We start from the raw sequence: 25,807 nt of genomic DNA, 5'->3' as shown, positions 1-25,807 counted from the left end.
TGATTAATTGTTTCATGAAACGAACATACCAACCAAGCAAATTAAAGCGTGCTAAAACCCATGGTTTTATGGCTAGGATGGCAACTGCACAAGGACGTAAAGTTTTAAGGCAAAGACGTTTTAAAAATCGTGCTCAACTCACGGTTTCCAGTGAGCGTTAAAAAGAGTCACAGCTTAAGAGAACGCAAGGTTTTTACAACCATTCTTCAAAGTAAAACCAGGTTCTTTGGTACCTTTATTAACGCTTATTTTATTAAGAATAATCATTCTACTTGAAGGGTTGCAATATCAATTGCAAAAACTAAATATAAGCTAGCAGTACAACGTAACCTAATTAAGCGTCAGATCCGTAGTATCTTTCAACAAATTAGTAATAATTTAGAACCTTGAGATATTTTAGTTATTGTCAACAAAGGCTTTATTGAATTAACATTTAAAGAAAAACAAAAACTTTTTTTGCAACTATTAAAGCGGATAAAAGAAGTAGATGCCTATCAAACTAGCGCAAACAAATAAAGAGATAAAAACCACCTTTAATCCTTTTTGATCAGCAGCAGTTGTTAATGAAAAAAACAACTGAAAAAACTTCAAAAAGTTTTCAGCTATTTTCATAAAGGTTATTAAGGTTTTTATCTTTATTTTTTTAACTATTGTTGGGCTTTGGGGCTGTACTCAAACCTTAGCACAACCCTGAACAGGTACTAATCAAGTCTTAGGTTCAGGACTTGAGATAGGTTATAAATTTGGTACTACTGGTGATTATAGGTATGATTTGATTTCAAATAACTTTGGCCCTTATTTCACCTTTAGTGATTACACCTTAGCATATGGCCCTTTTTATGGATGATTTGTCTGGCCTGCAGCGCAAATAGTTTTACCAATTATGTATGCAACCAGAGTTCCACTAGGTAGCGGGGTGGAACTTGGGTTTAACATGATTCTTTCATTAATAGTACTTTTACTATTAGTTCGCTTGATAACTATTGTGATTACCTTAAACTCTACTTTAGCACTTGAAAAGATGAATGAAGTGCAAGGTAAATTAGCAGAAATTAACGCTAAATATAAAGGGGCAATAGATTTACAAAGTAAAAGAAACAGACAGTTAGAGATAATGTCACTTTATAAAAAACACAACATTAAATCATCTGCTGCTTTTGTTCAAGTTTTTGTAACTTTACCTATCTTTTTAATTATTTATAGGATTGTTACTACTTTAAGACCAATTAAAGCAATCATCTTATTTAACTTTTGGGATCTTTCAAAAGTACCTTTAACAGAAATTTTCTCTAATTTCACTACAACTGGTTGACCTTTCATCATCTTTTTAGTGATTGTTTTACCAGTCCAATTTCTCTCTCAAAAACTTCCTCAAGTGTGGGCAAGTAAGCGTAATGAGAATGCGAAAGCCCATTCTCAAAAAAGTATTGAACAACTCAACAAAACTAAAAAGATGCAATTAATTTTTTACTTTGTGTTTGCTGCTATTACTGCATTTAGTGCTGCTGGAGTTGGTGTTTATTGGTTTTTAAATGCTTTGTTTACTTTATTACAATCTTATTTAACCCATGTTTTCATTGTCAAAAGAAGGGAAAAAAGAAAGCAAAATTATTCCAAATTAGATTTGATTTTAGAGCGTGAATAGTTTTTTTCCTTCACGTAAATTAGGTCAAAATTTTACGGTTAATTTAAGCGTCATTAAAAGAATTTTTGCTTTTGTTAAAAATTTAAATCCACAAGCAATTGTTGAAATAGGTGTTGGTAAAGGAGCGTTAACAAATTATTTGTTAAAACTCAAAATACCTTACAAGGGGATAGAAATTGATAAACGCTTAATTGAATATCTTCTAGTTGAAAAGATATTAACTGAAGACCAACTAGTTAAAGGCGATATTCTCAAAAAGGACTTTAATAGTTTTTTTGAAAATTTAAGTCCATTATTGTGTGGTAATATCCCATATAGCATTACATCTCCAATAATCAATAAGTTTTTAGAATCAAAGCTTCGAAGCTTTGTTTTAATGACACAAAAAGAGTTTGCTAATCGGCTTCTGGCAAAGGTTAATTCTAGTGATTATAGTGCCTTTGGTGCTTTTTGTCAATACTATTTGACTATTACAACAGTTTTTAAAATTGATAGGCATGCTTTTAAACCTAAACCTAAGGTGGATTCAACCTTAATATTATTAGAAAAAAATAAATCGGTTAGTTATGACTTTAAGTTTGGTCTGTTTTTAAAGCAATGTTTCAATCAAAGAAGGAAGATGTTAATTAATAACTTAAAGCATTTTTTTGCAGTTGATTATTTACTTAACATTATTCAAAAGCAAAATTTAAAGACTAGCATTAGAGCGCAAGAGTTGAGTCCTTGTCAACTCTTTAATCTTTACCAAAACATTTGTAATGGAAAAAATTAGAACACGTTATGCACCATCCCCAACAGGATATCTGCATGTTGGTGGTACAAGAACAGCAATCTTTAACTTTTTACTAGCCAAGCACTTTAATGGTGAGTTTATTATCAGGATAGAAGATACTGATACTGAAAGAAACATAAAAGAAGGAATTAATTCACAATTTGATAACTTGCGTTGGCTTGGAGTCATTGCAGATGAATCGGTTTATAACCCTGGCAATTATGGTCCATATCTGCAATCACAAAAACTAGCAGTTTATAAAAAACTAGCATTTGATTTAATTGAAAAAAATCTGGCATATCGTTGCTTCTGTAGCAAAGAAAAATTAGAGTCAGATAGAAAACAAGCCATTAATAACCACAAAACCCCTAAATACTTAGGTCATTGTCGTAATTTACATTCCAAGAAAATTACTAATCACTTAGAAAAAAATGATCCTTTTACTATCCGCTTAAAAATAAACAATGAAGCTGAATATAGTTGAAATGATCTGGTTAGGGGACAAATTACTATTCCCGGCAGTGCGTTAACAGATATAGTTATTCTTAAAGCTAATGGTGTTGCTACTTATAACTTTGCAGTTGTTATTGATGATTATGATATGGAAATTACTGATGTTTTAAGGGGAGCTGAGCACATCTCTAACACTGCATACCAACTTGCTATATATCAAGCATTAGGTTTTAAAAGAATTCCCCGCTTTGGTCATCTTTCAGTTATTGTTGATGAAAGTGGCAAAAAACTTTCTAAACGTGATGAGAAAACTACTCAGTTTATTGAGCAGTTTAAACAACAAGGCTATCTACCTGAAGCATTATTAAATTTCTTAGCACTCTTAGGTTGACATCCACAGTACAACCAGGAGTTTTTTAATTTGAAACAGTTAATTGAAAACTTTAGTTTAAGTAGAGTTGTTAGTGCTCCTGCTTTTTTTGATATTAAAAAGCTGCAATGAATCAATGCTAATTACATTAAACAATTAACTGATAATGCTTATTTCAATTTCATTGATAATTACTTGGATGTTAAGGTTGATTATTTAAAAGATAAAAACAGGGAAATAAGTTTACTTTTTAAAAATCAAATAACCCATGGTGTTCAAATAAACGAATTGATAAGAGAATCTTTTGCCACTAAAATAGGTGTTGAAAACTTAGCTAAGAAAAGTCATATTTTGTTTAAAAACATCAAACTTTTTTTAGAACAGCTTGCCAAATCTTTACAAGGGTTGGAAGAATGAAAAGCTGAGCAAATTAAAACAACTATTAACAAAGTAGGAGCAGTGTTTAACTTAAAAGGTAAACAACTTTTTATGCCAATAAGGTTAATTTTTACAAATAAGGAGCATGGACCTGATTTAGCACATATTATTGAAATTTTTGATAAAGAAAGTGCAATAAACTTAATTAAGCAATTTATTAATGCAACAAACCTTTTTTAAAGATCCTATTTTAGGAGAAATTATTTTTGATGAAAACACAAAGTGGATGTATGAATTGGTCAATACAAAAGCTTTTCAAAGGTTAAGAAACATCAAACAATTAGGAATTAACTTCCATTTTTATCCTAGTGGAGTTCACACTAGGTACGCCCATTCTTTAGGAGTTTATGAACTGATAAGAAGGATCTTAAATAGTTCTGCATTTTTAAATATTGATCAAATTAAAAAACAAACTGTTTTAGTAGCTGGTTTGTTGCATGATCTTGGTCATGGACCTCATTCTCATGCTTTTGAAATCTATTTTGCTAAAAATCCTGATTTTAAAAAACAACTTTTTATTCATGAAAAGGTTACTTCAATGTTAGTTAATAGTGAACCTATTGTCTCTATCTTAAAAGCTAATAAGATAGATCCAAATCTGATTGGCGCTTTAATTGATGAAAATCAAAATATTCAACCTATTAACTGGTGGATGAGACAGCTAATCTCTTCAGATCTTGACACAGACAGAATGGATTATTTATTACGTGATGCTTATTTTACAGGTACCAGTCACTCATTAGTTGATTATCAATCAATTATCAATGGAATGGAATGTGTAGATAATCAGGGCACTTATGAAATTGTTTTTCAAGAAAAATGCTTGCCTTTCATTGAAAACTTCTTGATAACAAGACACCACATGTATCAATCAATCTACAGTGATGGTAGAAGTATTGCTACAGAACTTAACTTATGATTTGTTTTTCAACGGATTAAAGCTTTAATTGAAGAAGACAACTTTAATTTTCATAACTTTAAGAATGTTGAAAGTGTAATTAAACCGCTTTTAAAAAACCAGTTGTTTAAAAAAAGTTTATTAACTTGTTTTGTGAAGTTAGATGATTATGTTTTTCACTCATTTTTAGTTAATACATTTGAAACAACTAAAGATGCAATATTAAAAACCTTACTAGATAGTTATCTTAACACTCTGAAATTTCAAGTAAAGTTTTATGAAAGTTGTGAAAAACGTGATCTTGATTTTGAATTAAAAGTAAAAGAATATCAAACTCCTAGTTATTTCATTACTAAATTCAATAACCAATTTAAGGGTTTTTATGAAGGATGAAATAAGCACAAAAATGAATTAAAAATAAAAACTTCTCAAAACAAGATTAAAAATCTCAGTGAAATTAGTATGCTTGTTAAGAGAAGTAACGAGTTATTTTTTGAAAACTCTTTTTATAGATGAGCTAATGTTTTCTATCAAAACTAAAGCTTTGCTAGTTTAATGTTGTCTTTCAAAACTTTAATTGAATTTTCAAGCGCAACTTTTTCAGTATTTGAAAGTTCTATTTCCAAGATCTTTTCAATACCTTTTCTTGAAAGTACACAAGGAGTTCCAAACATCATATCCTTCGCTCCATACTGACCAGTAAGTAAAGGAGCCACTACTCTAACTTCTTTAGTATCTTTCAAAATTTGTTCAGCTACATCAGCACTAGCTTCACCAATTCCATAGAAAGTAGCACCTTTGCGTTCAATAATTTCATAAGCTCTGCGTCTGATAAATTGGTCAATTTCACCAAATTCTTTTTCAATATCACTAGCTTTAGAAAAATGTTTTAGTGATAGTCCTGCAATTTTAGCTGATGAAATAATACTTACTGAACTATCACCATGTTCACCAATAACATATGCTTGTACATCCTTTGAACTCATTTGGTACTTAGTTGCAATTGCATATCTTAATCTTGCACTATCAAGTAAAGTACCAGAGCCAATTACTTTATTAGGTTCAAATCCAGTAACTTTAAGATATGTATATGACATGATATCAACTGGGTTTGAAGCGATTAATGTAACTCCATTAAAACCAGATTTTTTGATTTCTTTGGCAATGCTTTTCATAATTTCTACATTGCCTTCAAGTAGCTGCAACCTAGTTTCCCCACCTTGTTTTTGAGGTCTTCCTGCACTAATGAAAATAAAATCATAATCTTTTAATTGACTGTATTCTCCAGCAACTACTTTGCCAAAATTTGGGCATGATGAGGAAGCATCTTGAAGATCAAATACATTACCAACTTTAGCTTTTTCATTGATATCTATAATCATGTATTCACTACCAAGTGCACGAGTCATTGCAGCATATAGAAAACTAGTACCAACAGCACCTGATCCTACTATTGCAATTTTAGGTCCTTTCATATTTATTTATCTAGAGATATACTTCAATTTTATTTTGGTTCACTTTAATAAATTTTGCTTTGTCTAAATAAGGATATTTGAAGTCAAAAAACTGTTGCCTGAATTTACTTTTTTTGGATTACAAAACAACACTGTTATTTAAAGATGAGCGATATTATAATTATTTGTAACAATGCAGTTAAGAGTTGGCCTAGGAAGCAAAAAATACCACATAAAATTAAGGAAAGAAAGTAAAAATAAATTTTGGTTAGGCGGTGTTGATTTTGAGAATTCTAAATATATTTATGATCTTGAAAACAGTGATGAAGTTAGTGATGTTATCCAATTAGCAGTTGCTGATGCTTTATTTGGTGCAACTGCATTAGGTGATGGTCATATTGTTTTCAATAAAGGAAAATCAACAGTCCAATTTAAAGGTACTGCAAAAAAAGAAGCACCAAGAGTCTTAGCAAGAACTTACAATTTCATCAGAAAAAACTGAATTATCAATAATATTGATATCTCCTTAGAGATTCCTCAAGAGCAAAAGGTTGATGATTATAAACACGCTATCTTTGCTTTTATTTGTAGTGCTTTAAGAATTTCAGAATTAACAATTAATCTCAAAGTTAGAAAACCTTTAGACAGTAATGAAATTAATTGCTTAGCTGTTGTTTTAGTAGAACGTCAAAAAACTAAATAAGATGGGTATTAAATCTATTGTTATTAATGAACAACAGATAGAAGAAGGCTGTCAAAAAGCAGTTAATTGGTGCAATGCTAAATTTAATAATAAAAAGGTAATTGTTCTTGGCATTCTAAAAGGTTGCATCCCTTTCCTTGGCAAAGTGATAAGTAAATTTAGTTTTGACCTCCAACTAGATTTTATGGCAGTTGCTTCTTATCATGGTTCACATGTACAAAAACAACCACCTAAGATTGTGCTTGATATGTCCCATGACCCTAAAGATAAAGACATCCTTTTAATAGAAGATATTGTTGATAGTGGTAGATCTATTAAATTAGTTATTGATCTTCTAAAAACAAGGCATGCTAAATCAATAACTTTAATTAGCTTAATTGAAAAGATTAAACCCAAAGCCTTTGATATTAATATTGATTTTTCTTGTTTTAAAGTAAAAGATAATTTTTTGGTTGGCTTTGGTCTTGACTATGATGGTTTTTATCGTAACCTACCTTATGTTGGTGTGTTTGAACCAGACAATCCCTAAAACAGATATTAAAATTTTATGCGTTGGTTCAAGGCTTTTATTGCACTTTTAAGTAAACATAAAAAGATAATTTTCGTCACTTTATTAACACTTATTAGTTTCATTACCATTGGCAGTATAATTACAGTTAATGTAGTTCAAACCAAAAAAACCCAAATCGGTCAAAAACTAACATAGATGAAAAAAAGAAATAAGGGTTTAGTAGAACAAACAACTACTGAAAAAAATAATTTTTCACGTAAAACTGCTTGAAAAGTCTTTTGATGAGTCATCATTTTAGCTGTTGTTATTGGTGTTTTAGCTTATATTTTCAGTCCAAGAGCTGCTACTGCAGTAGTTGAAAGCTGAAAATTAAATGGAGGTAGTAACAGCACTTTAACAGCAAAAGTAAGCGGTTTTAGTAATGAACTGACATTTAAACAAATAAATGGTTCAACTTATGTTACTGATACCATTCTCCAAGTTTCCATTACCTTTGATGGTTTAAATAGTCCATTAACTGTTACTGCTCACAAAACTGTTAATAGTAATGGCAATGTTATCTTTAATATTGCTAACTTATCAATTAACCAAAGTAATGGTCAGATTACCGTTAATAGTAATGGAACCATGATGAATGGTGGTTCTAGTAATAACACAAAGAGTATTGCAGGTTTTGAAACCCTTGGTACTTTCATTGCTCCTGATACTAGAGCTAGAGATGTATTAAATGGTTTGTTTGGCTTGCTACCAATTATTATCTTTGTAGTTTTCTTTTTACTCTTTTGAAGAAGTGCTAGGGGTATATCTGCAGGGGGCAGAGAAGAAGATAATATTTTTTCTATTGGCAAAACCCAAGCTAAGTTGGCTAAGTCAACTGTGAAATTTACCAATATTGCTGGACTTCAAGAGGAAAAGCATGAGTTGCTTGAGATAGTTGATTATTTAAAAAATCCATTGAAATATGCCCAGATGGGAGCAAGATCCCCACGTGGGGTAATTTTATACGGTCCACCTGGGACAGGTAAAACATTATTAGCTAAAGCAGTAGCTGGTGAAGCTGGTGTTCCTTTCTTTCAATCAACGGGTTCTGGATTTGAAGATATGCTTGTTGGTGTTGGTGCTAAACGAGTTAGAGATCTTTTCAATAAAGCTAAAAAGGCTGCTCCTTGTATTATTTTTATTGATGAAATTGATTCAGTTGGTTCTAAACGGGGTAGAGTTGAACTCTCTTCTTATTCTGTTGTTGAGCAAACCTTAAACCAATTGTTAGCTGAAATGGATGGATTTACAAGCAGAACAGGTGTTGTTGTAATGGCAGCTACAAATAGGTTAGATGTATTAGATGATGCATTATTAAGACCTGGAAGATTTGATAGACATATTCAAATCAATCTCCCTGATATTAAAGAAAGGGAAGGGATTTTAAAAGTTCATGCTGAAAATAAAAATCTCTCTTCTAAGATAAGTCTTTTAGATGTTGCTAAGAGAACTCCTGGGTTTTCAGGTGCTCAATTAGAAAATGTTATCAATGAAGCTACATTGTTAGCAGTTAGAGACAACCGTACCACAATTAACATTAATGACATTGATGAAGCAATTGATAGAGTAATAGCTGGTCCTGCTAAAAAGTCACGTGTAATTAGTGATGAAGATAGAAAACTAGTTGCTTATCATGAGGCTGGTCATGCCTTGGTTGGTTTACATGTCCACAGTAATGATGAAGTACAAAAGATTACCATTATTCCTCGTGGTCAAGCAGGGGGTTACACACTTTCAACACCTAAGAGTGGTGATCTTAACCTAAAAAGAAAATCTGATTTACTTGCAATGATAGCAACTGCTATGGGCGGTAGAGCTGCTGAAGAGGAAATCTATGGTAATTTAGAAATTACTACTGGCGCTTCTAGCGATTTTTATAAAGCAACTAATATTGCAAGAGCAATGGTAACCCAGCTTGGGATGTCTAAATTAGGTCAAGTGCAATATGTACCAAGTCAAGGGACACTCCCTTCTAATGTAAAACTTTATTCAGAACAAACTGCTAAAGATATTGACAATGAGATTAATTTCATTATTGAAGAACAGTATAAGAAAGCAAAAACAATCATTAAGAGTAACCGTAAGGAACTAGAATTGCTTGTAGAAGCACTTTTAATTGCTGAAACTATTTTGAAAAGTGATATTGACTTCATCCATAAAAACACTAAACTACCACCAGAAATCTTATTGCAAAAGCAAGAACAACAAGCAAAGCAAAAACTAAATAAATCTGAAGTAAAACCAGAAAGTGAAACAAACAGTTAGTGTTGTTGATTTTATTGATAACTTCTTGGTTAACTTACTATCATTTAAGCAAGAATTAAATGCAATAGAAGTTGGTTATGGTAATGAAGCTTGGAATTGTTTTAAAGTACTAAATGATCAAAGTAAAACAATTACTGATTTTTTTACAGTAATTAAAAATAATCCCCAATTGTTTGACAGTGAATATCACTACATTTTGATTTGAATTGAAAACATACAAACTTATTTAAATGACAGTAATGATGATCTTGTTATTACTTTTAAAAATGTTTTAAAGCAAACTGAAGTATTACTAAAAAACAAAACTATTAGTTTAGGACAAAAACGAATTTGGGATCTGATTTTTTATTTTCTAAAGTACTTTTGCACTTTTATTTCCAAAACAAACAAAAGATACAAAATACTTGATATAAAATTTGATGAGCTCTATCTTCGTTTAATAAAGATGCGTGCTAAGTTTGGCAACTTGCAGTTTTTAGGAAAAAGATCTTGTAATAAAACAACTGTTGAGCTTGCTTTGGTTTATATTTTCATACAATCTTTTATACAAATATGTCAGATCTAACTAAATTTAACAAGTTCTTTTTGACACCAAATAAACTCAATGCTTTTCTAAGAGTAATTGGACTTTGTGGTCTTTTTAGTGTTATTGCTATCTCATTTGGTATTTATAGTTATACACGTAATGAAATACCAAATATAGCATCACTTTTTTTAATTGTTTTAGGTAGTGTTGTTTTGTTTTTAGCATTTGTTATCCATTTTGCTGCTCTTTTTAAAAGAAACAAGCTATTAAAAAAAGTTAACAAAGAAAACAGAACTAATTTATGACAAAAAGAGATGGGTAATTTCAAGGCAATAGAATCATTTGAATTTTTTGAACAAGGTCCTATAAGCAGCGATATATTACCAAGTTTTTATCCAACTGCTCTTTACAATTTTGAACCACTTCCAAGACAATTTAAAGTTACTTATAAAGATGGTAGTGAATTTGTTTTTGGTCATATTTATGCAATTAAAAGAAGCAGTAATAAAACAGAAAAAGTAGCTTGCTTGATTGCTATTACACCAGCAATTAATAGTGAAAATCATTTCTTTTTAACTGATGCTAACTATTCTTTAAATAAGAATGTGGCTCAGTTTGAAGCACTTACTGAAAACAAAAAGCAAGAAAACATCTCACTTTTTGTTGAAAAAGATTCAAATTTTTCTTTTCAGAATTTAGATACAGAGGTATTAAATAAAGTGCTTTTTAATCCTTTGAATGTATATGCCAAATTTAATGTCTATAATGACACAGTTCATACTTACTTGTTTATGAGTGTGCCTACAACCTTTATGGATACTAAACTAAAAGTGAATGAAGCATTTGATGATCTAGTTACAAACATTAAACTCCAAGCAAGCTATGATTTCAAAACATTAAATTCAATGCAGAAAGTTGTTGATTTACTTCATAACAAATTAATCAAAAAACCAGAAAGTAAAAGCTCTAGTCAAAAAAGTGTTGAAACTGAAATAGAAAAAGAAGTTAAAGATAAATTAGCTAAGAATTAACAGTTTTAATTGTTAAAAAACTTTTTTTACCTTTTCTAATAATTTGTAACTCTTCTTTTCATTCAATTATTTGGTTTAAGTCTAAAACGTGTTTATTGTTAATTGTCAAACCTTTTTGACTAATTAATCTTCTTGCTTCTGATTTACTTTTAATAAATTTAGTTTCAACTAAATAATCAATTAGATTAGTGCTTGTTTTTACTAACTTAATATCAAGATCTGGTTGATTACTAAATATTAGTTCAGATCGTTGTTGTGCTTCTTTTGCTTTTTTAGTGCCATGGATTAATTCAGTAATTAAAAAGGCTAGCATTTGCTTGGTTTGTTTAATTTTTGGGCCTTTTAAATTACACAATTCATCTATTACTTTTTTATCAAGCATTGTTAGCATTAAAAAAGTCTTTTTTAAGCTTTGATCATCAAGGTTAATCCAGTATTGATAAAAATCAAAAACACTAGTTTTATTTTCATCAAGTCATAATGCTCCGCTACTAGTTTTACCCATTTTTTCTCCGTTAGCTTTAACTAATAAATTAGCAGTTAATCCAAAAACACTAGCATTATTTTTTCTTTTAATTAAGTTAGCACCAGCCAAAATATTAGCCCACTGATCACTTCCACCTATTTGTAAAGTGACATTATGGTTTTTATGTAGATAATAAAAGTCATATGCTTGTAAGATCATATAGTTTAATTCCATTAGAGTTAGTCCTTTTTCTCACCTAGCACTAAATGCGTCTGTGCTTAACATCTTGTTAACTGAAAAAAAAGCACCTAATTCACGGATAACTTCAATGTAATTAAGTTTTTCTAATCAAACTTTGTTTTCATGAATAATTACATCACCTAAAAACTGTTTGATTTGTTTTTTAATTGTTTTGGTGTTTTTTACAATTTCTTTTTCTTCTAAAATTTTCCTTAATTCAATTCTGCCAGTAGGATCACCAATTAAAGCAGTTGCACTCCCTAGAACTATGTGCGGAGTATGCCCCATGTCTTTTAATAATTTTGCAATGTGAATTAAAACATAATTGCCAATATGTAAAGAATTAGCAGTTGGATCAAAACCAACATAAAAGTTATTTTTTTTCTCTTTTAAATGGTTATCTAGTTCTGTTTCAAAATTAGCTTGTGAATAAAGTTCTCTTTCTTTGAGAAATTGCAATATGTTATTTAACATTTTTACTAAAATATTATCTATATTAATTAACATGGCATTGATTTATAAAACTGTTGCACAAACTGAAACTGGCAGAGAAGGTAGTGTTAAAACTTTAGATGGTTTTCAAACAAAACTTAGTTTTCCCAAACCTGATTTATCAGTTCAAACAGAAAATAATCCTGAGCAGTTATTTGCATCTGCTTATGCAAGTTGTTTTTCTCAAGCAGTAATTGTTGTTATGCAACAACATCAATTTAGTTTTTCAAAAAAACCAGTTGTAAGTGTTAAAGTAGAACTCCATCAAGAAAATGGACTATTTCACATTAAGGCTGGTGTTGAATTAACTACTAATAGTAATGACCAAGAAGTTGGTAAAAAACTAATTCAAAAAGCCCATGAAATGTGTCCTTTTAGTCGATTGATTAGAAATGAAAACTTCCTTGGTTTAACTTTAAATGGTATTAAGCTTTAACTAAATTTAAAAGTTCTAAAACTTCTTTTTTACTAATATCTTTATTGTTTAAAGCAGTAAATAAATTTGCTTTAATAAAACCACTCTTTGTGCCAACATCAAACCTAGTACCAGTAAACTTTCTTGCATAAAAGTTTTCATTTTTCAAACAAAAATTTAAACCATCAGTTAGTTGCAACTCACCACCAACTCCATAAGGTACACTTCTAAGTGCTTTGAAAATAGATGGTTTGAGTACATATCGCCCTAAGATTGCTAAATTACTTTTAGCATCTTTTGGTTTAGGTTTTTCAGTCATTGCTAAAACCTTAATAAGATCTTTATTTTTGTAATCACCTTCAGGGGTGATAATTCCATACTTATCAACATGACAAGGATCTACTTCTTGTACACCGATTGTTTGACAATTAGTTTCATAATAAGCTTCCAAGCATTGTTTTAAAGCAGGTTCTTTACTAAAAACAACATCATCACCTAACAATACTGCAAAGTCTTCATTACCAACAAAAGATTCAGCAAACAAGATTGCATCTCCCAAACCATCTTGATTTTTTTGTCTAACAAAAAAGATATGTGCTAAATTAGCAATATCTTCAATCTCTTTATGCTCCTGCAATTTATTTTTTTGAATTAAGGCATTTTCTAAGATCAGATCATAATCAAAATGATCTAATATAGCTGTTTTTTTGGATGAAACAATGACAAGAATCTGTTCAATGCCACTTTTAACTGCTTCCTCTACTATGTATTGGATAGTAGGTTTATTTACCAATGGTAACATCTCTTTGGGAATTGCTTTTGTTGCTGGTAGTAACCTAACACCCAACCCAGCAGCAGGAATAACTGCTTTTCTTATTTTTGTTTTCATTTATTTAATGTAAAAGGCAAATTAAATTGCGGTTGTATGGCTTTTTTTATTAACTTAAGTTGTAATAGATATATAGCTAAGTAACTCAAGGGGAAATAGATAAATAAAACTGCAAATACAACTAATCAAGCAAAAGGATTATTTTTAGTATTTGTAATGCTGCCATAAATGGTATAAGTAGATGGCCTACCATTAAAAAGATAATGCCTTACATATGGAATAGTTACTAAATAAAGCCCATATATTAAAGGATAGATCATGAATAATAATAGGCTTTTAAAGAACATGTTAATATTGACATCTTTCTCATGTTTTATTTTGATAAAACTTGCTATGAAGAATGCTATTGGTGCAATTACATGGAGAAAAATACTACTTGTTAACTTATATGGATTTGTTGATTTATAAGCTATACCAGCTATTGACAAAATTAGGTTATAGCCAATAAAAGTAAATAATATATAAGCTAATGCACTTAAAAAGAATTGTTGGTTTTTTAACAATCAACTTTTTGGATTAAAAGTGTAGATAACTGCATAAATTAATAACATCACATTAGTCTGATCAGTGAATTTATCAATTTGTTCAATAATAGTTCCAAATGTTAAAAGACTTTCAACAATTCCAGTTAAAACAAAAGCACTAGTGACCAAAAATAAGGGAATGAAACTTAAGAATGTCTTTTGTGGTAAGGAAAGTTGTTTTCATCAGCCAATAATTTGGCAATTGTTTGTTTTCACTAAATTTAAGTCCTTGAAGATTATAAGCATTATCTCCAGCTTATCTTAAACTTATTTAAAATTAACAACATAATTTAAACAAATGGCAAGAGAGAAATTTGACCGTTCCAAACCACATGTCAATGTTGGTACCATTGGTCACATTGACCATGGTAAAACCACTTTAACAGCTGCTATCTGTACAGTTTTAGCAAAGGAAGGAAAATCAGCTGCAACGCGTTATGATGAAATTGATAAAGCCCCTGAAGAAAAAGCAAGGGGAATCACAATTAACTCTGCACACGTAGAATATTCTTCTGACAAACGTCACTATGCCCATGTTGACTGTCCTGGACATGCTGACTACATTAAAAATATGATCACAGGTGCTGCACAAATGGATGGAGCTATTCTAGTTGTTTCAGCAACTGATAGTGTGATGCCCCAAACCCGCGAGCACATCTTACTTGCCCGCCAAGTAGGGGTTCCTAAAATGGTAGTTTTTCTAAACAAGTGTGATATTGCTAGTGATGAAGAGGTACAAGAACTTGTTGCTGAAGAAGTACGTGATCTGTTAACTTCCTATGGTTTTGATGGTAAGAACACTCCTATTATTTATGGCTCAGCTTTAAAAGCATTGGAAGGTGATCCAAAGTGGGAGGCTAAGATCCATGATTTGATTAAAGCAGTTGATGAATGGATTCCAACTCCTACACGTGAAGTAGATAAACCTTTCTTATTAGCAATTGAAGATACGATGACCATTACTGGTAGAGGTACAGTTGTTACAGGAAGAGTTGAAAGAGGTGAACTCAAAGTAGGTCAAGAAGTTGAAATTGTTGGTTTAAAACCAATTAGAAAAGCAGTTGTTACTGGAATTGAAATGTTCAAAAAGGAACTTGATTCAGCAATGGCTGGTGACAATGCTGGGGTATTATTACGTGGTGTTGAACGTAAAGAAGTTGAAAGAGGTCAAGTTTTAGCAAAACCAGGCTCTATTAAACCGCACAAGAAATTTAAAGCTGAGATCTATGCTTTAAAGAAAGAAGAAGGTGGTAGACACACTGGTTTTTTAAACGGTTACCGTCCTCAATTCTATTTCCGTACCACTGATGTAACTGGTTCTATTGCTTTAGCTGAAAATACTGAAATGGTTCTACCTGGTGATAATGCTTCTATTACTGTTGAGTTAATTGCTCCTATCGCTTGTGAAAAAGGTAGTAAGTTCTCAATTCGTGAAGGTGGTAGAACTGTAGGGGCAGGCACTGTAACAGAAGTTCTAGAATAGTGAGGATCGCTTTTTTAGTTGATTCTGTCAGTAATCTAAAGGAAGATAAAAATAGTCATCTCTATGTTTTACCGCTTTATATTATTGAAACAATTGCTGAACACCAAGAAACATTCAAATCAGGTTTTAACATTGATCTTAAAACCTTAACTGATAAGATGATTAACGCCCCTAAAGGTGTTAAGTTTTCAACATCACAAACTTCTGAAGAAGAGGTTCGTGACAAAGTTAAGAGCATAATTAATGATTATGATCTTATCATAGGAATCCCTATTGATAAAGAGATCTCAACCTCCTATTTAAATTGAAAGATTGTTGAAAAGGAATTTGAAGACAAGTTTCATGTTTTAGATAGCAGAATAGTTGAAGTTTTAATAGCTTGATTGATTAGTGATATTAAGGTTTGACTTAAAAACAACCAGTATTCAAGAGCAGGCTTAGATGAATTTGTTTATAACTTCCGTAATAAGTGCGGTGCAATTTTATTTGTAACTGATACAAAACCGTTAGTAGCTGGAGGAAGATTATCTAATTTAAAGTCATTTATTATCAAAAGCTTTAAATTTCATCTCTTAATTAGTTTCCTTGGTGAAACAGGCAAATTGCAGTTTTTTAACAAAGCACAATCTGCTAGCAGTGCTCATAAGTTAGCAGTTCAATTTTTAGAAAAAAAGCTATTAAAAAAAGAAGTTAATTTCAGAAGAGCGGCTTTGTTGACAACAATGTTTGAAACTGATAAAAATCAACTCATAAAGCAAGAATTTGTTACGCTTCTCAACAATGCAGTTGATGTAAGTGAGCACTTGCTTTCACCTGTAATTTGTACACACACAGGTATCAATAGTTATGCCTTTTTAATACAAACAGAATAACTAACTTTTATGTTTGATATATCTAAAGATTTTGTTTCTATCTTTTATCGTAAAGAAACATTAAAAAACTGTATGTTTGGCATCATAGGAAGTAGAAGTGAAACAACTTTACGCCAACAAAATGACAAAGACTGAAGTTTTTTTGTTAATGATGCAAATAGAATTACTGGTTTTAACTTTTTTAATATCAAAAAAAGTTTTAAGAAGTTTTTTTATCACACCGCTTTAATGAAGGTCTAAACTATCCTTCATTAAAAATAATGAAAAGAATAAGTGAGCTTTTAGGTTATGATCTTATTTCATTAGCAAATAAAGTTCCTTTTGTTGTTTGTGAAGTTGTTTCAGTTATTCCTATTGCAAACACCCATCTAAAAAGGTGTAAAGTTAACACTGGTTTGACAAAAAGCTTGGATATTGTTTGTGGAGCTAATAATGTTAGAGTTGGTATGAAAACAGTTTTAGTACAAGTAGGTGGAGTGTTACCTAGCGGTACAGTTATCAAAAAAACTAAAATAGCTGGTTTTGATTCAGTTGGCATGTTATGTTCTGAAAAAGAACTTAATTTAAAACAGAAAAATGAGGGTATAATTGAGATTAATCCTAAGATCAAAGTAGGAAAACCATTTATTGATGTATATTTAAATAAACAACATTCCAAATGAGTAAATACCAAAAAAAGAGTGAAGCTGAGCTAAAACGTACTTTAACCAAACTCCAGTTTGATGTAACGCAAAATGCTCACACTGAGCCACCTTACATTAATGAATATAACCGCAATTTTGAAAAGGGAATTTATGTTGATATAACATCTGGTGAACCACTTTTTATTTCAACTGATAAATTTAAATCTGGTTGTGGTTGACCTGCTTTTTCAAAACCCATTGATAAAAATTTAATTGCTAACTACCGTGATGAATCTCACGGAATGATAAGAACTGAAGTTCGTGCTAAAAACAGTGATAGCCACTTGGGACATGTTTTTAATGATGGACCGAGTGAATTAGGTGGATTGCGCTATTGTATTAATTCTGCAGCTTTAAAATTTATTCCTTTTGAAGAGATGGAAAAATTAGGATACAAGGATTACATCCATCTTTTTAAAAATAAATAAGTGAACAGTAAAAGGGATCGTTTTGAAAAACAACTCCTAATTAAAAATGTTTTTGAATCAAAACAGCTTTTTCTAACTATTCTTAGATTTACTGTTCCAACTTTTTTCTTTGCACTTTTTAGTGCTGCTTATGTATTTATAGATCAAATCATGGTGATTAAGTTTGTTCCTAGAAGTGAACTTAATCCTGATTCTATTTTTACTGATCAGAGTTTAATTGATGAATTTAAAAATTCTGCTTTTTATAAAAGTGATAGTTTTTTAAGCTCTGGACTTAATATTAAACAATTTATTAAAACTGTTTTAAATATTAGTCAACCTTTGATTGTTTTGTTAAACGCCATTAATATTTTTATTCCTCTAGGAACTGGAGTTATTTTTTCTAAAGCAATTGGTAGAAATGATCAAAATAAAATTCAGGAAGCTTGAAATACCGGATTAATATCAACAACTGTATTTGGACTAATTACCCAATTTTTGGTTTTATCTTTTGCAAAAGAATGGTTGCATTATAATCTTGATCAATCAAGTTTTGAACAAAATTTTCAAGCTAATAGCTTCCAACAGTTTTTTAACAAAAAGGCTATTGATGTAGCATCTGAATATGTTTATATTTTGATTGGTCTTAACATCATTCCTATGCTTTCAAGGTTGTTTTTTTATTTAGCACAATCAGAGGGAAGACAACTTTTTATTGCAATTGTTCCGCCTATTGCTAATTTGATTAACATATTAATAGTTTTTTTATTAGTTAGATATTCTTCTTTAGGAGTAATAGGATCAGCTGTGGCTGGAATACTAGGATACTTAATTAATTTTTTAGCTTATATTATTTATCTAATTTATTTAAACAAAAGAAATCTTACTTATTTAACTTTTAAAACTATTAAATTAAACAAAATTGACTTTAATCTACTAGTTGTAGTTTCATTAATAGGAATGGCATCCTTTTTTAGAAATGGATCACTTTCTATTGTTACTACATTTTATGAGAGTTTTTTGGTTAATTTGACAAAAGCAACTACTGATAAAAATGATGTTTTTTATCTGACACTTTTAACTGGACCTATTGCTATTAGTAATTTAGCTTCAGCAGCTATTTTTGGTTTATTACAAGGAGTTAGAACAGTTTCATCATATAAGTTTGGACAAAAAAAATATGATGAAATTAAAAAAATTAACATTTATACAGTTATTATCTGTATATCGTTCGGTAGTTTAATCTATTTGTTAACAGCAGTTGCTTTTGGAAAACAGATCTTATCTAGTTTTTTTGATGTTTCAGATCAAAATTTGGATTTAGCAAATTACTTTTCATTAATAGTGCAAGCACAAGTTTTCTTTGTAGCCACAGGCGCTAATAGTCAACAATATTTTCAAAATACTAACAGAGTGCTTTATTCTTGAATTGTCTCTTTAACACACGGATTGTTTGTATTTATTCCTTTACTTTTTATTTTTCAAGCAATAACACTTCAAACAAATAACATTGAAGTTTTTATTTGATTGTTAACTGCAAATGCTGCCTTAGCAGGTTTAATTAATATTGCTTTTGGTCAAATTCACACTAATCTGTTTATGGATAAATATTTCGCTAATCCACCACAAAATAAGTTGGTCAAATTTATTGAAAAGTACTCATAATTAGAAAAATCCAATTACAGTATGAATGCTAAAAAAACTAATTAATAATTTCGATTATTAAACAACTAATTATTTGTTAAAAAAAATTTTGTAATTAATTCAATTAAAAATGGTAAATCTCTCCTCCCAAATGAAAGTGACAAAAACTATTGGAATTCCTTAAAAATAAACAAAAATTTGTTAATAGTGGAACTACATTAATCTACTTATATGAAATTAAAAAAGAATTAACCGATAAAAATATAGGTTAATTTGAGAAGAACATATTGAACAGATTAATAAACAAAAACATAATTCAAATTTAAGTTTTGCTATTGTGAATAGCAAAACAACTATTTCATCATTAATTCTGAAAACAAGTTTAACGCCTTAAAATAATATGCTAAACAACAGAAAATAATTAAGACTTTGTTAGATATAAAGATAAGAACTTATTTATCTAAAAAAATAATGAGTTTGCAGATGACATGCAAAATGAAAATCGGGCCTTATTGGATGATTAAATTTATTAACTAGACGAATAAAAAATAGCTGATTAAGTTATTCTTAAGCATAGATAAAATAGAACTTTAAAAAGTTATAATTAGCCGCTTTATTAAGAAAAAAATCATTGGTCAAAATAAGATTGATGCGGATGGGAAGAGTACACTATCCGCTTTATAGAATAGTAGCGGTTGATTCGCGAGTAAAGCGTAATGGAAAGTATATCGCTTTAATTGGACATCTAAATCCAGCTTTAAAGGAAAATAAGTGTAAATTAGATGAAACTGTTGCCTTAGATTGACTTAATAAAGGGGCAATTCCAACTGATACAGTCCGTTCTTTATTTAGTGAATCTGGTTTGTGGAAGAAATTTATTGAAAGTAAAAATAAGAAAGAAACAAGTCCTAAAAAGTAGTGAAAATCACTGTTTTAACACTTTTTGAAAACACTATTTGGCCTTACTTAAATAGTTCTATTATGTTACAAGCTCAAAAAGCAAATTTAGTTCAATTTGAAGTAGTAAATTGAAGAAATTTTTGCAATGATAAACATAAAACTGTGGATGATATGGCTTATGGTGGAGGAAGTGGCATGGTTTTAAAAGCTGAACCTATTATTAATTGTTTAAATTTTTATAAAGCCCCAAATTCTCATGTAGTTTTACTCTCCCCAGAAGGTGAACAATTTTCTCAGAATTGTGCTAAAAAACTTACAAAATACGAACACTTAATTTTGTTATCTGGTCACTATGAAGGTTTTGATCAAAGAATTTATAAATATATTGATCAAATTGTTTCTTTAGGTGATTTTGTTTTAAGTGGTGGGGAACTTGTAGCACTAAGTGTTATTGATGCTACTGTTAGATTAATTAAAGGAGTTATTAATGATCAGAGTCTTATTTGTGAATCATTCAATGATAATCTATTAGATTTTCCTGTTTATACAAGGCCATACGATTTAAAAGGCGATAAAGTTCCTGAAGTTTTACTTTCAGGAGATCACCAAAAGATTGAATCATTTCGTAAAGAACAGCAAATCTTAAAAACTGCAAAATACAGACCTGATTTATACAAAAAATACTTAGAAAATAAAAATGAAAAAAATAAATAAACAAGCATTAATTGATGCAGTAGAACAAAAACAGTTAAAGGAATATGTTCCTGAATTTGGAGCAGGAGATGAAGTTAATGTTGCTATTAAGTTACGTGAAAAAGAAAAAGTTCGAGTTCAAAACTTCACTGGAACTGTTTTAAGAAGAAGGGGAAGAGGGATTAGCGAAACTTTCATGGTAAGAAAAACCACTGATGGAATTCCTATTGAAAAAAACTTTCAAATCCACAACCCTAATATAGACATAGAAGTAAAACGCAGGGGTAAAGTAAGAAGAGCATACATCTCTTATATGCGTGAAAGATCTGGTAAGTCAGCAAAAATTAAAGAAAAAAAGTCTTAAAAAAGTTTGTTACAAATGAAATTTTTTAACAACTTATTTAAAAAAGAATCAAAGATAACAGTCGCATCTGGTTCTAAACGCGTAAGGATTTCTAACTCTTTTTTGATGTTTAGCAATCTTTATGAGGCTAAAAAACCATTAAAGTATGTATTAGTTTACTTACTATCAATTATTAATGCTTTTCTTTTACTTATTTTTATTCAAAAAACAGGTTTATATAGCTTTGGAATTAGTTCTTTAACTCAAGGTTTTGCTAGATTAGTGTTTGTTTTGTTAAAAAGTTTTGATGAAACTCAAAGATTATTAATTTTTAACATCCTTTACTGGCTTTTATATGTCTTTATCAACATCCCTTTAATTATTTTTTCTTATAAAAAAATAGGTAAAAACTTTACTATTCTTTCAACCCATTTTGTTGTTGCATCTAACGTATTTGGTTTTTTAATCAGTATTATTCCAGGTTCTGATAATTTACCACCAATGTTAGCTTCTATAACAGATACTAACTTTTGAAAAGCAGCGAAAGATTTAAATCAAAGTGCCGGTTTTGTCCCTTTTTTATGAAGTGATACTTCCCAAGGTAATGTAATTATTTCCACATTTATTTATGCAGCTATTTATGGTTTTTATAATGGCATATCAGTTTCATTACTTTACATACTAGGTGGTTCTGCTGGGGGAGCGGACTTCTTAACCCAATATTATGCTCGTAAGAAAAATAGATCAGTAGGATCAATTCTTTTTTATGTAAATAGTTTTATTCTGATTATTGCTATTCTAATTGGTTCTTTTGTTGCTGGTAGTTTATTGTTGCAAGATGTCAATAATTATCGTGATTCTGCTTGGGAAGTTAGTTTATTTTTCTCACCTAATTTAATTGCAACTTTTTTTTCAATTTTGTTAACAGGAACAGTAGTTAGTTATCTTTTCCCTCGTTATAATTTTGCTGAAATTAAAGTATTTACTGATAAGCTTGAAGAAGTTAGAAAAGCATTGTTAAGTGATAATGCTAATCACAGTTTATCTATTCAAGAAACGCTTGGTGGTTATTCTTTACTCAAAAAGAAGATGATAGTTTCTGTTTCCATGTATGTAGAAATTCCCCATTTAATTAAGATTATTAGACAAATTGACAAGGATTGTTTGGTATCTATTACAAGAATCAGGGGAATAGATGGACACATATACCTCCGCCAAAATTAATTGGTTCCCGGGTCACATGAAAAAGATCCATGATCAATTAAAAAAGTTATCTAGTCAAATTGATGGCATCATTGAGATAGTAGATGCTAGAGCACCAACTTTAACTCATAATTCAGAAATAATTAGTTATTTTTTAAATAAACCAAAATTAATACTGGCATTAAAGACAGATTTAGCACAATACAAACCAAATAAAAAGATCTTATTTGGTTCATTAAAAGAACCTTTTAAACTCAAAAAAAAAGTTCTAAAGACATTAACAACTTTATTTGCAAATAAAAGACAACAATTAAAAGCAAAAGGCTTATTAATCAAACAATTTAGATTAGCAGTTATTGGCATGCCCAATGTAGGTAAATCTAGTTTAATTAACCTTTTGATAAATAAAAATCACTTAAAAGTAGCTAACCGCGCTGGTATTACTAAATCATTAAATTGGATTCAAATTAGCCCTGAATTATTATTAAGTGATACCCCAGGAGTTTTTTTGAAAAGAATTGATGAAATTCAAATTGGATATAAACTAGTTTTGACTAATGTTATTAGAAGAGAAGTAGTTAATATAGAAGAAGTGGGAATGTTTGCTTTTAATTATCTTAAGAAACATTACAAACAGCTTTTACCATTTGAAGCGGATAGCTTTATTAACTTTTTGGAAAAATTTGCTAAAGTGAGAGGCTTAATTAAGAAAGCTAATGAACTAAACACTAACTTAGCATGTGAAATTTTTATTAATGAACTTATTAATGGGAAATATGGCAAATTAAGTTATGAACTTAATTAGTAATTCCATTAGTTTTAAAAAAATCTCTTATTATTAGTAAAAAGATATTAATTTAGAGTAAGTTGTGCAAATGTTTTTAATACAAAAGAAATCAATAAAAGTTTTAAAATTATAGTTGCAACTTTTGAAAAATCATTCTTAATTGTTGTTTTTAGTTTGCTTAAAACGCAATGAGTGTTAGTTTTCTTAGATCTAAATTTAGTTTAAAAGCATCAGTATTTGCATTTTTTGTACTGTTTCTTTTTTGTTTAAAAATAATATTAGTTTTATTTAGAAACTTTGGAAAAAGATTTAAGCATTTTTTGTTTAATCAGACTTCTTTATATCTTTTAGTTAGACTTTTTCAAAAAACAGAAATAGTTTGAAACTTAATTGCTAATATTCATTTTTTTATAAAAACACAAATTCAAAATCTTGGAATTAGATTAAGTAGAGAATCGATTTCCAATGAAACTTTTCAAGCAGTAAAACTGTTTCATGTCAATAATCTAGGCTTGCAAGAACAAGAAGTTATTAATTCAAAATTAAGTGATTATTTTTGTTTTTTTAAGTATAGAAACCTTCTATTTGTTAATTGATAAAAATAGAAACAAAACTTCTAAATGATTGTTGTTGAAGTTTACCTCTATTAATGATCAAAAAATTACAAATAAGAAAATCTGTTAACTTAAACAATGTTAAAAAAAACAATTTTGAACAAAAGCTGGCATCATTTCTTCTTTAATGGTATTAGGTTCTTTAATTACAGCATGCTCTAACTTAAGCAGTGGAACAAATTTTTCCAGTTTAAACCAACTTAGAAATAGTTTCAGTAAAAATAGTGAATTAAATCAAGACAAGAAAGAGTTAGTTACTTCACTAAGAGATAGTTTTGAAGTGGATTCAAAAAGTGCTACAAACGTTCTATTAGATGCTTGAAGATTTAGTTTGCAAGACGAAAAGATTCTTGAAAAACAAGACCCAAGTAGATTTGTAAAAGCATTTGGCAGTGGTAAGAGTAAGGAAGATGTTGAACCGAGCACTGGTGTTAAAGGCTTACGTTTAGTTGAAAGATACACGCAAAATGTTGCAAGTATTATTAATAATGTAATTAAATTGAGTAGTCAAACAGTTACAGATTTTAGTTTTTACTATAACAGTTCTCGTGATTTCAAAGTCCAAATAAGGTTACAAGCTACTGGAACTTTTGACAGTGCTCAAGCAAAATCATATTTGAGTCAAATAGGATTAAGTGATAGTGATATAAAAGATAAAAATTCTATTTCAGCTGATTTAATTTTTACTTATACTCCACCTTCCAGTAATTTATTTTCCAAATCTAGTTTTGATACTCTATTGAGAAAAATTAATTTTAATACCAATTTAAGGTTACAAATTATTGGTAAAGATGAATTGATGCAAAAGTTATTACAAAGTAATTTTGTAGGTCAATTAGCTGATCAAAACTTCCAAGATCAAACTATCGATCTTTTACCATATGTGCTTTATTCCATTTTGTAATGAAACTCAGAAAGATCTTTTTATTACCATTAATTTCACTTAGTACTTTATCTGTAGCCTGTTCATCAACTGATCCTGGTTTAGAAAAAGCACAAGCTTATTTTCAGAGAAACAATATAGAACTTTCAAAAAATAATGCTGTTACTTTTTTAAAAAAGGGTTATAGTTCTGATAAGGAAGAGGTAATTAATACTGTATTTGCCAGTTGAAAAACAACTTTATTAGATTATCAACTATTAGAAAAACCACTTGATTATAGCAGATTTGCTAAAGCATTTGGAGTTAATAAATCAAAGGAAGATGTTACTCCTAACATCAGTGCAAAAGGTTTATATTTTGATGAAACTTATCCAGGTATAAGTGGTCAAATCGCCTTAGTTTTAGGAGTTAAAAGTCAAAAGGTAGTTAATTTTCAATACAGTTGAAAAAATAACTTAGATTTTAAAGTTCAAATTCACTTAAAAATGACTGGTATAGTTGGTAGTGACAATACTAGTACTTCATTAATCAAATCCTTTTTAGCTAGTACAAGTGGTGTAAGTGAAAGTGATTTTACTGGTGATAAAGCTAATTTTGATGGTGATGTTATCTTTACTTATACTCCTCCAACAGATAATAGGAGGGTAAGTGAAAGTACTTTTAGTAGTATACCTGCTTCAATTAACTTTCCTTTTGATATCAAAATTGACATGAGTACTTCTCATGAAAAGTTGAATTTATTACTTTCAACAAATGAACAAGTGAAGAAAATTAGAACAAGAACTTTTAAGGGAAAGTCAATCGATCTTTTACCGTTTTTTTATTACACATTGCTTTAATAAGATTTTTTAATTTTTTTAAAAATAAAACCTGATATATTTTGATCTTAAAACTAAAGAAGATAAATACTTTTCTATTAGTTAACTTTATATCAAAATAAAAAAAGTTAAGCAGTTAAAATCCAAGAAAATAATCGCATTTTTATAACAATTCAATTTGTTAAAGAAACTAAAAATTAAGTAAATGCTAAACCAAAAAAAGTGTTACTAATATTGGCGCTGTAAGAACTGTTTATCGATAAATTAAAAATAAAGAAAGTAAATTTTTGTATTTGTTAATTTTATCTATCAAAATAATGGTGGATATTTTGAATCAGGTTATTCA

General features: G+C 29.6%; 28 protein-coding genes and 1 pseudogene. 25 read left to right on the top strand and 4 right to left on the bottom strand.

Annotation, left to right across the window (positions count from 1 at the left end; genetic code table 4):
* The first annotated feature begins 14 nt into the window (after positions 1-14).
* Genes rpmH through MG_RS02715 form a run of 6 tightly spaced genes read left to right on the top strand, consistent with a single transcriptional unit; the run spans position 15 to position 5,116 of the window.
* A complete protein-coding gene (gene rpmH / locus MG_RS02740; protein WP_009885567.1) occupies positions 15-161 on the top strand; it encodes a 50S ribosomal protein L34 in 147 nt (48 codons plus the stop codon).
* On the top strand, positions 151-516 hold the full coding sequence (gene rnpA, locus MG_RS02735) for a ribonuclease P protein component (RefSeq protein WP_009885568.1): 366 nt from the start codon (positions 151-153) through the stop codon (positions 514-516). Before rpmH ends, rnpA begins: the two co-directional genes overlap by 11 nt.
* Positions 488-1,645, top strand: a complete 1,158-nt coding sequence (gene yidC / locus MG_RS02730) for a membrane protein insertase YidC (RefSeq protein ID WP_009885569.1) — start codon at positions 488-490, stop codon at positions 1,643-1,645. Before rnpA ends, yidC begins: the two co-directional genes overlap by 29 nt.
* Complete coding sequence (rsmA, locus tag MG_RS02725) at positions 1,638-2,417, top strand: 16S rRNA (adenine(1518)-N(6)/adenine(1519)-N(6))-dimethyltransferase RsmA (RefSeq protein ID WP_010869490.1); 780 nt, start codon at positions 1,638-1,640, stop codon at positions 2,415-2,417. Before yidC ends, rsmA begins: the two co-directional genes overlap by 8 nt.
* Entirely contained in the window at positions 2,404-3,858 is a 1,455-nt protein-coding gene (gene gltX / locus MG_RS02720) for a glutamate--tRNA ligase (RefSeq protein WP_009885570.1), read from the top strand. The genes rsmA and gltX overlap by 14 nt, the downstream gene beginning before the upstream one ends.
* Positions 3,839-5,116, top strand: a complete 1,278-nt coding sequence (locus MG_RS02715; protein ID WP_010869489.1) for an HD domain-containing protein — start codon at positions 3,839-3,841, stop codon at positions 5,114-5,116. The genes gltX and MG_RS02715 overlap by 20 nt, the downstream gene beginning before the upstream one ends.
* Here MG_RS02715 and MG_RS02710 read toward each other — a convergent pair.
* Positions 5,113-6,051 (bottom strand): L-lactate dehydrogenase, encoded by a 939-nt coding sequence (locus MG_RS02710; RefSeq protein WP_009885571.1) that lies wholly within the window; start codon positions 6,049-6,051, stop codon positions 5,113-5,115. The two genes, MG_RS02715 and MG_RS02710, sit on opposite strands and share 4 nt — an antisense overlap.
* A 172-nt stretch (positions 6,052-6,223) precedes the next feature.
* On the opposite strand from MG_RS02710, the gene MG_RS02705 reads away from it, so the two are divergent.
* From MG_RS02705 to MG_RS02685, 5 genes are all read left to right on the top strand, one after another.
* Entirely contained in the window at positions 6,224-6,733 is a 510-nt protein-coding gene (locus MG_RS02705; protein WP_009885572.1) for a 2-C-methyl-D-erythritol 2,4-cyclodiphosphate synthase, read from the top strand.
* A 1-nt stretch (position 6,734) separates the two neighbouring features.
* Positions 6,735-7,262: a hypoxanthine phosphoribosyltransferase gene (gene hpt / locus MG_RS02700; RefSeq protein WP_009885573.1), complete on the top strand. Its 528-nt coding sequence runs from the start codon at positions 6,735-6,737 to the stop codon at positions 7,260-7,262.
* A gap of 177 nt (positions 7,263-7,439) precedes the next feature.
* Positions 7,440-9,548, top strand: a complete 2,109-nt coding sequence (gene ftsH / locus MG_RS02695; RefSeq protein WP_009885575.1) for an ATP-dependent zinc metalloprotease FtsH — start codon at positions 7,440-7,442, stop codon at positions 9,546-9,548.
* Positions 9,532-10,113: a hypothetical protein gene (locus MG_RS02690; protein ID WP_009885576.1), complete on the top strand. Its 582-nt coding sequence runs from the start codon at positions 9,532-9,534 to the stop codon at positions 10,111-10,113. Before ftsH ends, MG_RS02690 begins: the two co-directional genes overlap by 17 nt.
* Positions 10,101-11,105, top strand: coding sequence for an MPN670 family protein (locus MG_RS02685; RefSeq protein ID WP_009885577.1), 1,005 nt, complete (start codon positions 10,101-10,103; stop codon positions 11,103-11,105). Before MG_RS02690 ends, MG_RS02685 begins: the two co-directional genes overlap by 13 nt.
* Here the strand turns inward: MG_RS02685 and tyrS are convergent.
* Positions 11,095-12,285, bottom strand: a complete 1,191-nt coding sequence (tyrS, locus tag MG_RS02680; RefSeq protein WP_010869488.1) for a tyrosine--tRNA ligase — start codon at positions 12,283-12,285, stop codon at positions 11,095-11,097. The genes MG_RS02685 and tyrS overlap by 11 nt on opposite strands.
* Before the next feature lie 31 nt (positions 12,286-12,316).
* Here tyrS and MG_RS02675 point away from each other — a divergent pair, with 31 nt between their 5' ends.
* Entirely contained in the window at positions 12,317-12,739 is a 423-nt protein-coding gene (locus MG_RS02675) for an Ohr family peroxiredoxin (protein ID WP_041361276.1), read from the top strand.
* Here MG_RS02675 and galU read toward each other — a convergent pair.
* Together galU and MG_RS02665 are read right to left on the bottom strand one after the other, a co-directional pair.
* Positions 12,729-13,607: a UTP--glucose-1-phosphate uridylyltransferase GalU gene (gene galU, locus MG_RS02670; protein ID WP_009885581.1), complete on the bottom strand. Its 879-nt coding sequence runs from the start codon at positions 13,605-13,607 to the stop codon at positions 12,729-12,731. The genes MG_RS02675 and galU overlap by 11 nt on opposite strands.
* Positions 13,592-14,347: a DUF1600 domain-containing protein gene (locus MG_RS02665; RefSeq protein ID WP_193328793.1), complete on the bottom strand. Its 756-nt coding sequence runs from the start codon at positions 14,345-14,347 to the stop codon at positions 13,592-13,594. The genes galU and MG_RS02665 overlap by 16 nt, the downstream gene beginning before the upstream one ends.
* Positions 14,348-14,429: 82 nt before the next feature.
* On the opposite strand from MG_RS02665, the gene tuf reads away from it, so the two are divergent.
* From tuf to MG_RS02600, 13 genes and pseudogenes are all read left to right on the top strand, one after another.
* Complete coding sequence (gene tuf, locus MG_RS02660; RefSeq protein ID WP_009885583.1) at positions 14,430-15,614, top strand: elongation factor Tu; 1,185 nt, start codon at positions 14,430-14,432, stop codon at positions 15,612-15,614.
* Entirely contained in the window at positions 15,614-16,486 is an 873-nt protein-coding gene (locus MG_RS02655; protein ID WP_009885584.1) for a DegV family protein, read from the top strand. The genes tuf and MG_RS02655 overlap by 1 nt, the downstream gene beginning before the upstream one ends.
* A 9-nt stretch (positions 16,487-16,495) precedes the next feature.
* A pseudogene (gene ytpR / locus MG_RS02650) lies at positions 16,496-17,181 on the top strand (YtpR family tRNA-binding protein).
* Positions 17,145-17,597, top strand: a complete 453-nt coding sequence (gene msrB / locus MG_RS02645) for a peptide-methionine (R)-S-oxide reductase MsrB (protein WP_009885587.1) — start codon at positions 17,145-17,147, stop codon at positions 17,595-17,597. Before ytpR ends, msrB begins: the two are co-directional and overlap by 37 nt.
* Entirely contained in the window at positions 17,598-19,241 is a 1,644-nt protein-coding gene (locus MG_RS02640) for an MATE family efflux transporter (protein ID WP_010869486.1), read from the top strand.
* Positions 19,242-19,851: 610 nt separating this feature from the next.
* Positions 19,852-20,139: a 30S ribosomal protein S16 gene (gene rpsP / locus MG_RS02635; RefSeq protein WP_009885588.1), complete on the top strand. Its 288-nt coding sequence runs from the start codon at positions 19,852-19,854 to the stop codon at positions 20,137-20,139.
* Positions 20,139-20,834, top strand: coding sequence for a tRNA (guanosine(37)-N1)-methyltransferase TrmD (trmD, locus tag MG_RS02630; protein WP_010869485.1), 696 nt, complete (start codon positions 20,139-20,141; stop codon positions 20,832-20,834). The genes rpsP and trmD overlap by 1 nt, the downstream gene beginning before the upstream one ends.
* Complete coding sequence (gene rplS / locus MG_RS02625; protein WP_010869484.1) at positions 20,818-21,177, top strand: 50S ribosomal protein L19; 360 nt, start codon at positions 20,818-20,820, stop codon at positions 21,175-21,177. Before trmD ends, rplS begins: the two co-directional genes overlap by 17 nt.
* Positions 21,178-21,192: 15 nt before the next feature.
* Positions 21,193-22,380 (top strand): YitT family protein, encoded by a 1,188-nt coding sequence (locus MG_RS02620; protein ID WP_010869483.1) that lies wholly within the window; start codon positions 21,193-21,195, stop codon positions 22,378-22,380.
* A 16-nt stretch (positions 22,381-22,396) separates the two neighbouring features.
* Entirely contained in the window at positions 22,397-23,164 is a 768-nt protein-coding gene (gene ylqF, locus MG_RS02615; RefSeq protein WP_009885591.1) for a ribosome biogenesis GTPase YlqF, read from the top strand.
* A 170-nt stretch (positions 23,165-23,334) separates the two neighbouring features.
* Positions 23,335-23,745 carry a DUF5426 family protein gene (locus MG_RS02610; RefSeq protein WP_009885592.1) on the top strand — a complete coding sequence of 137 codons (411 nt, stop codon included), beginning with the start codon at positions 23,335-23,337 and terminating at the stop codon, positions 23,743-23,745.
* Positions 23,746-23,887: 142 nt separating this feature from the next.
* Positions 23,888-24,664: a lipoprotein gene (locus tag MG_RS02605; RefSeq protein WP_009885594.1), complete on the top strand. Its 777-nt coding sequence runs from the start codon at positions 23,888-23,890 to the stop codon at positions 24,662-24,664.
* Complete coding sequence (locus tag MG_RS02600) at positions 24,664-25,482, top strand: lipoprotein (RefSeq protein WP_009885595.1); 819 nt, start codon at positions 24,664-24,666, stop codon at positions 25,480-25,482. Before MG_RS02605 ends, MG_RS02600 begins: the two co-directional genes overlap by 1 nt.
* Positions 25,483-25,807: the final 325 nt, after the last annotated feature.

The organism is Mycoplasmoides genitalium G37 (assembly GCF_000027325.1).
GTDB lineage: Bacteria > Bacillota_I > Bacilli_A > Mycoplasmatales > Mycoplasmoidaceae > Mycoplasmoides > Mycoplasmoides genitalium.
Note: the sequence above shows the minus strand (reverse complement) of the source record. Positions and strands in the feature narration are given on the sequence as shown.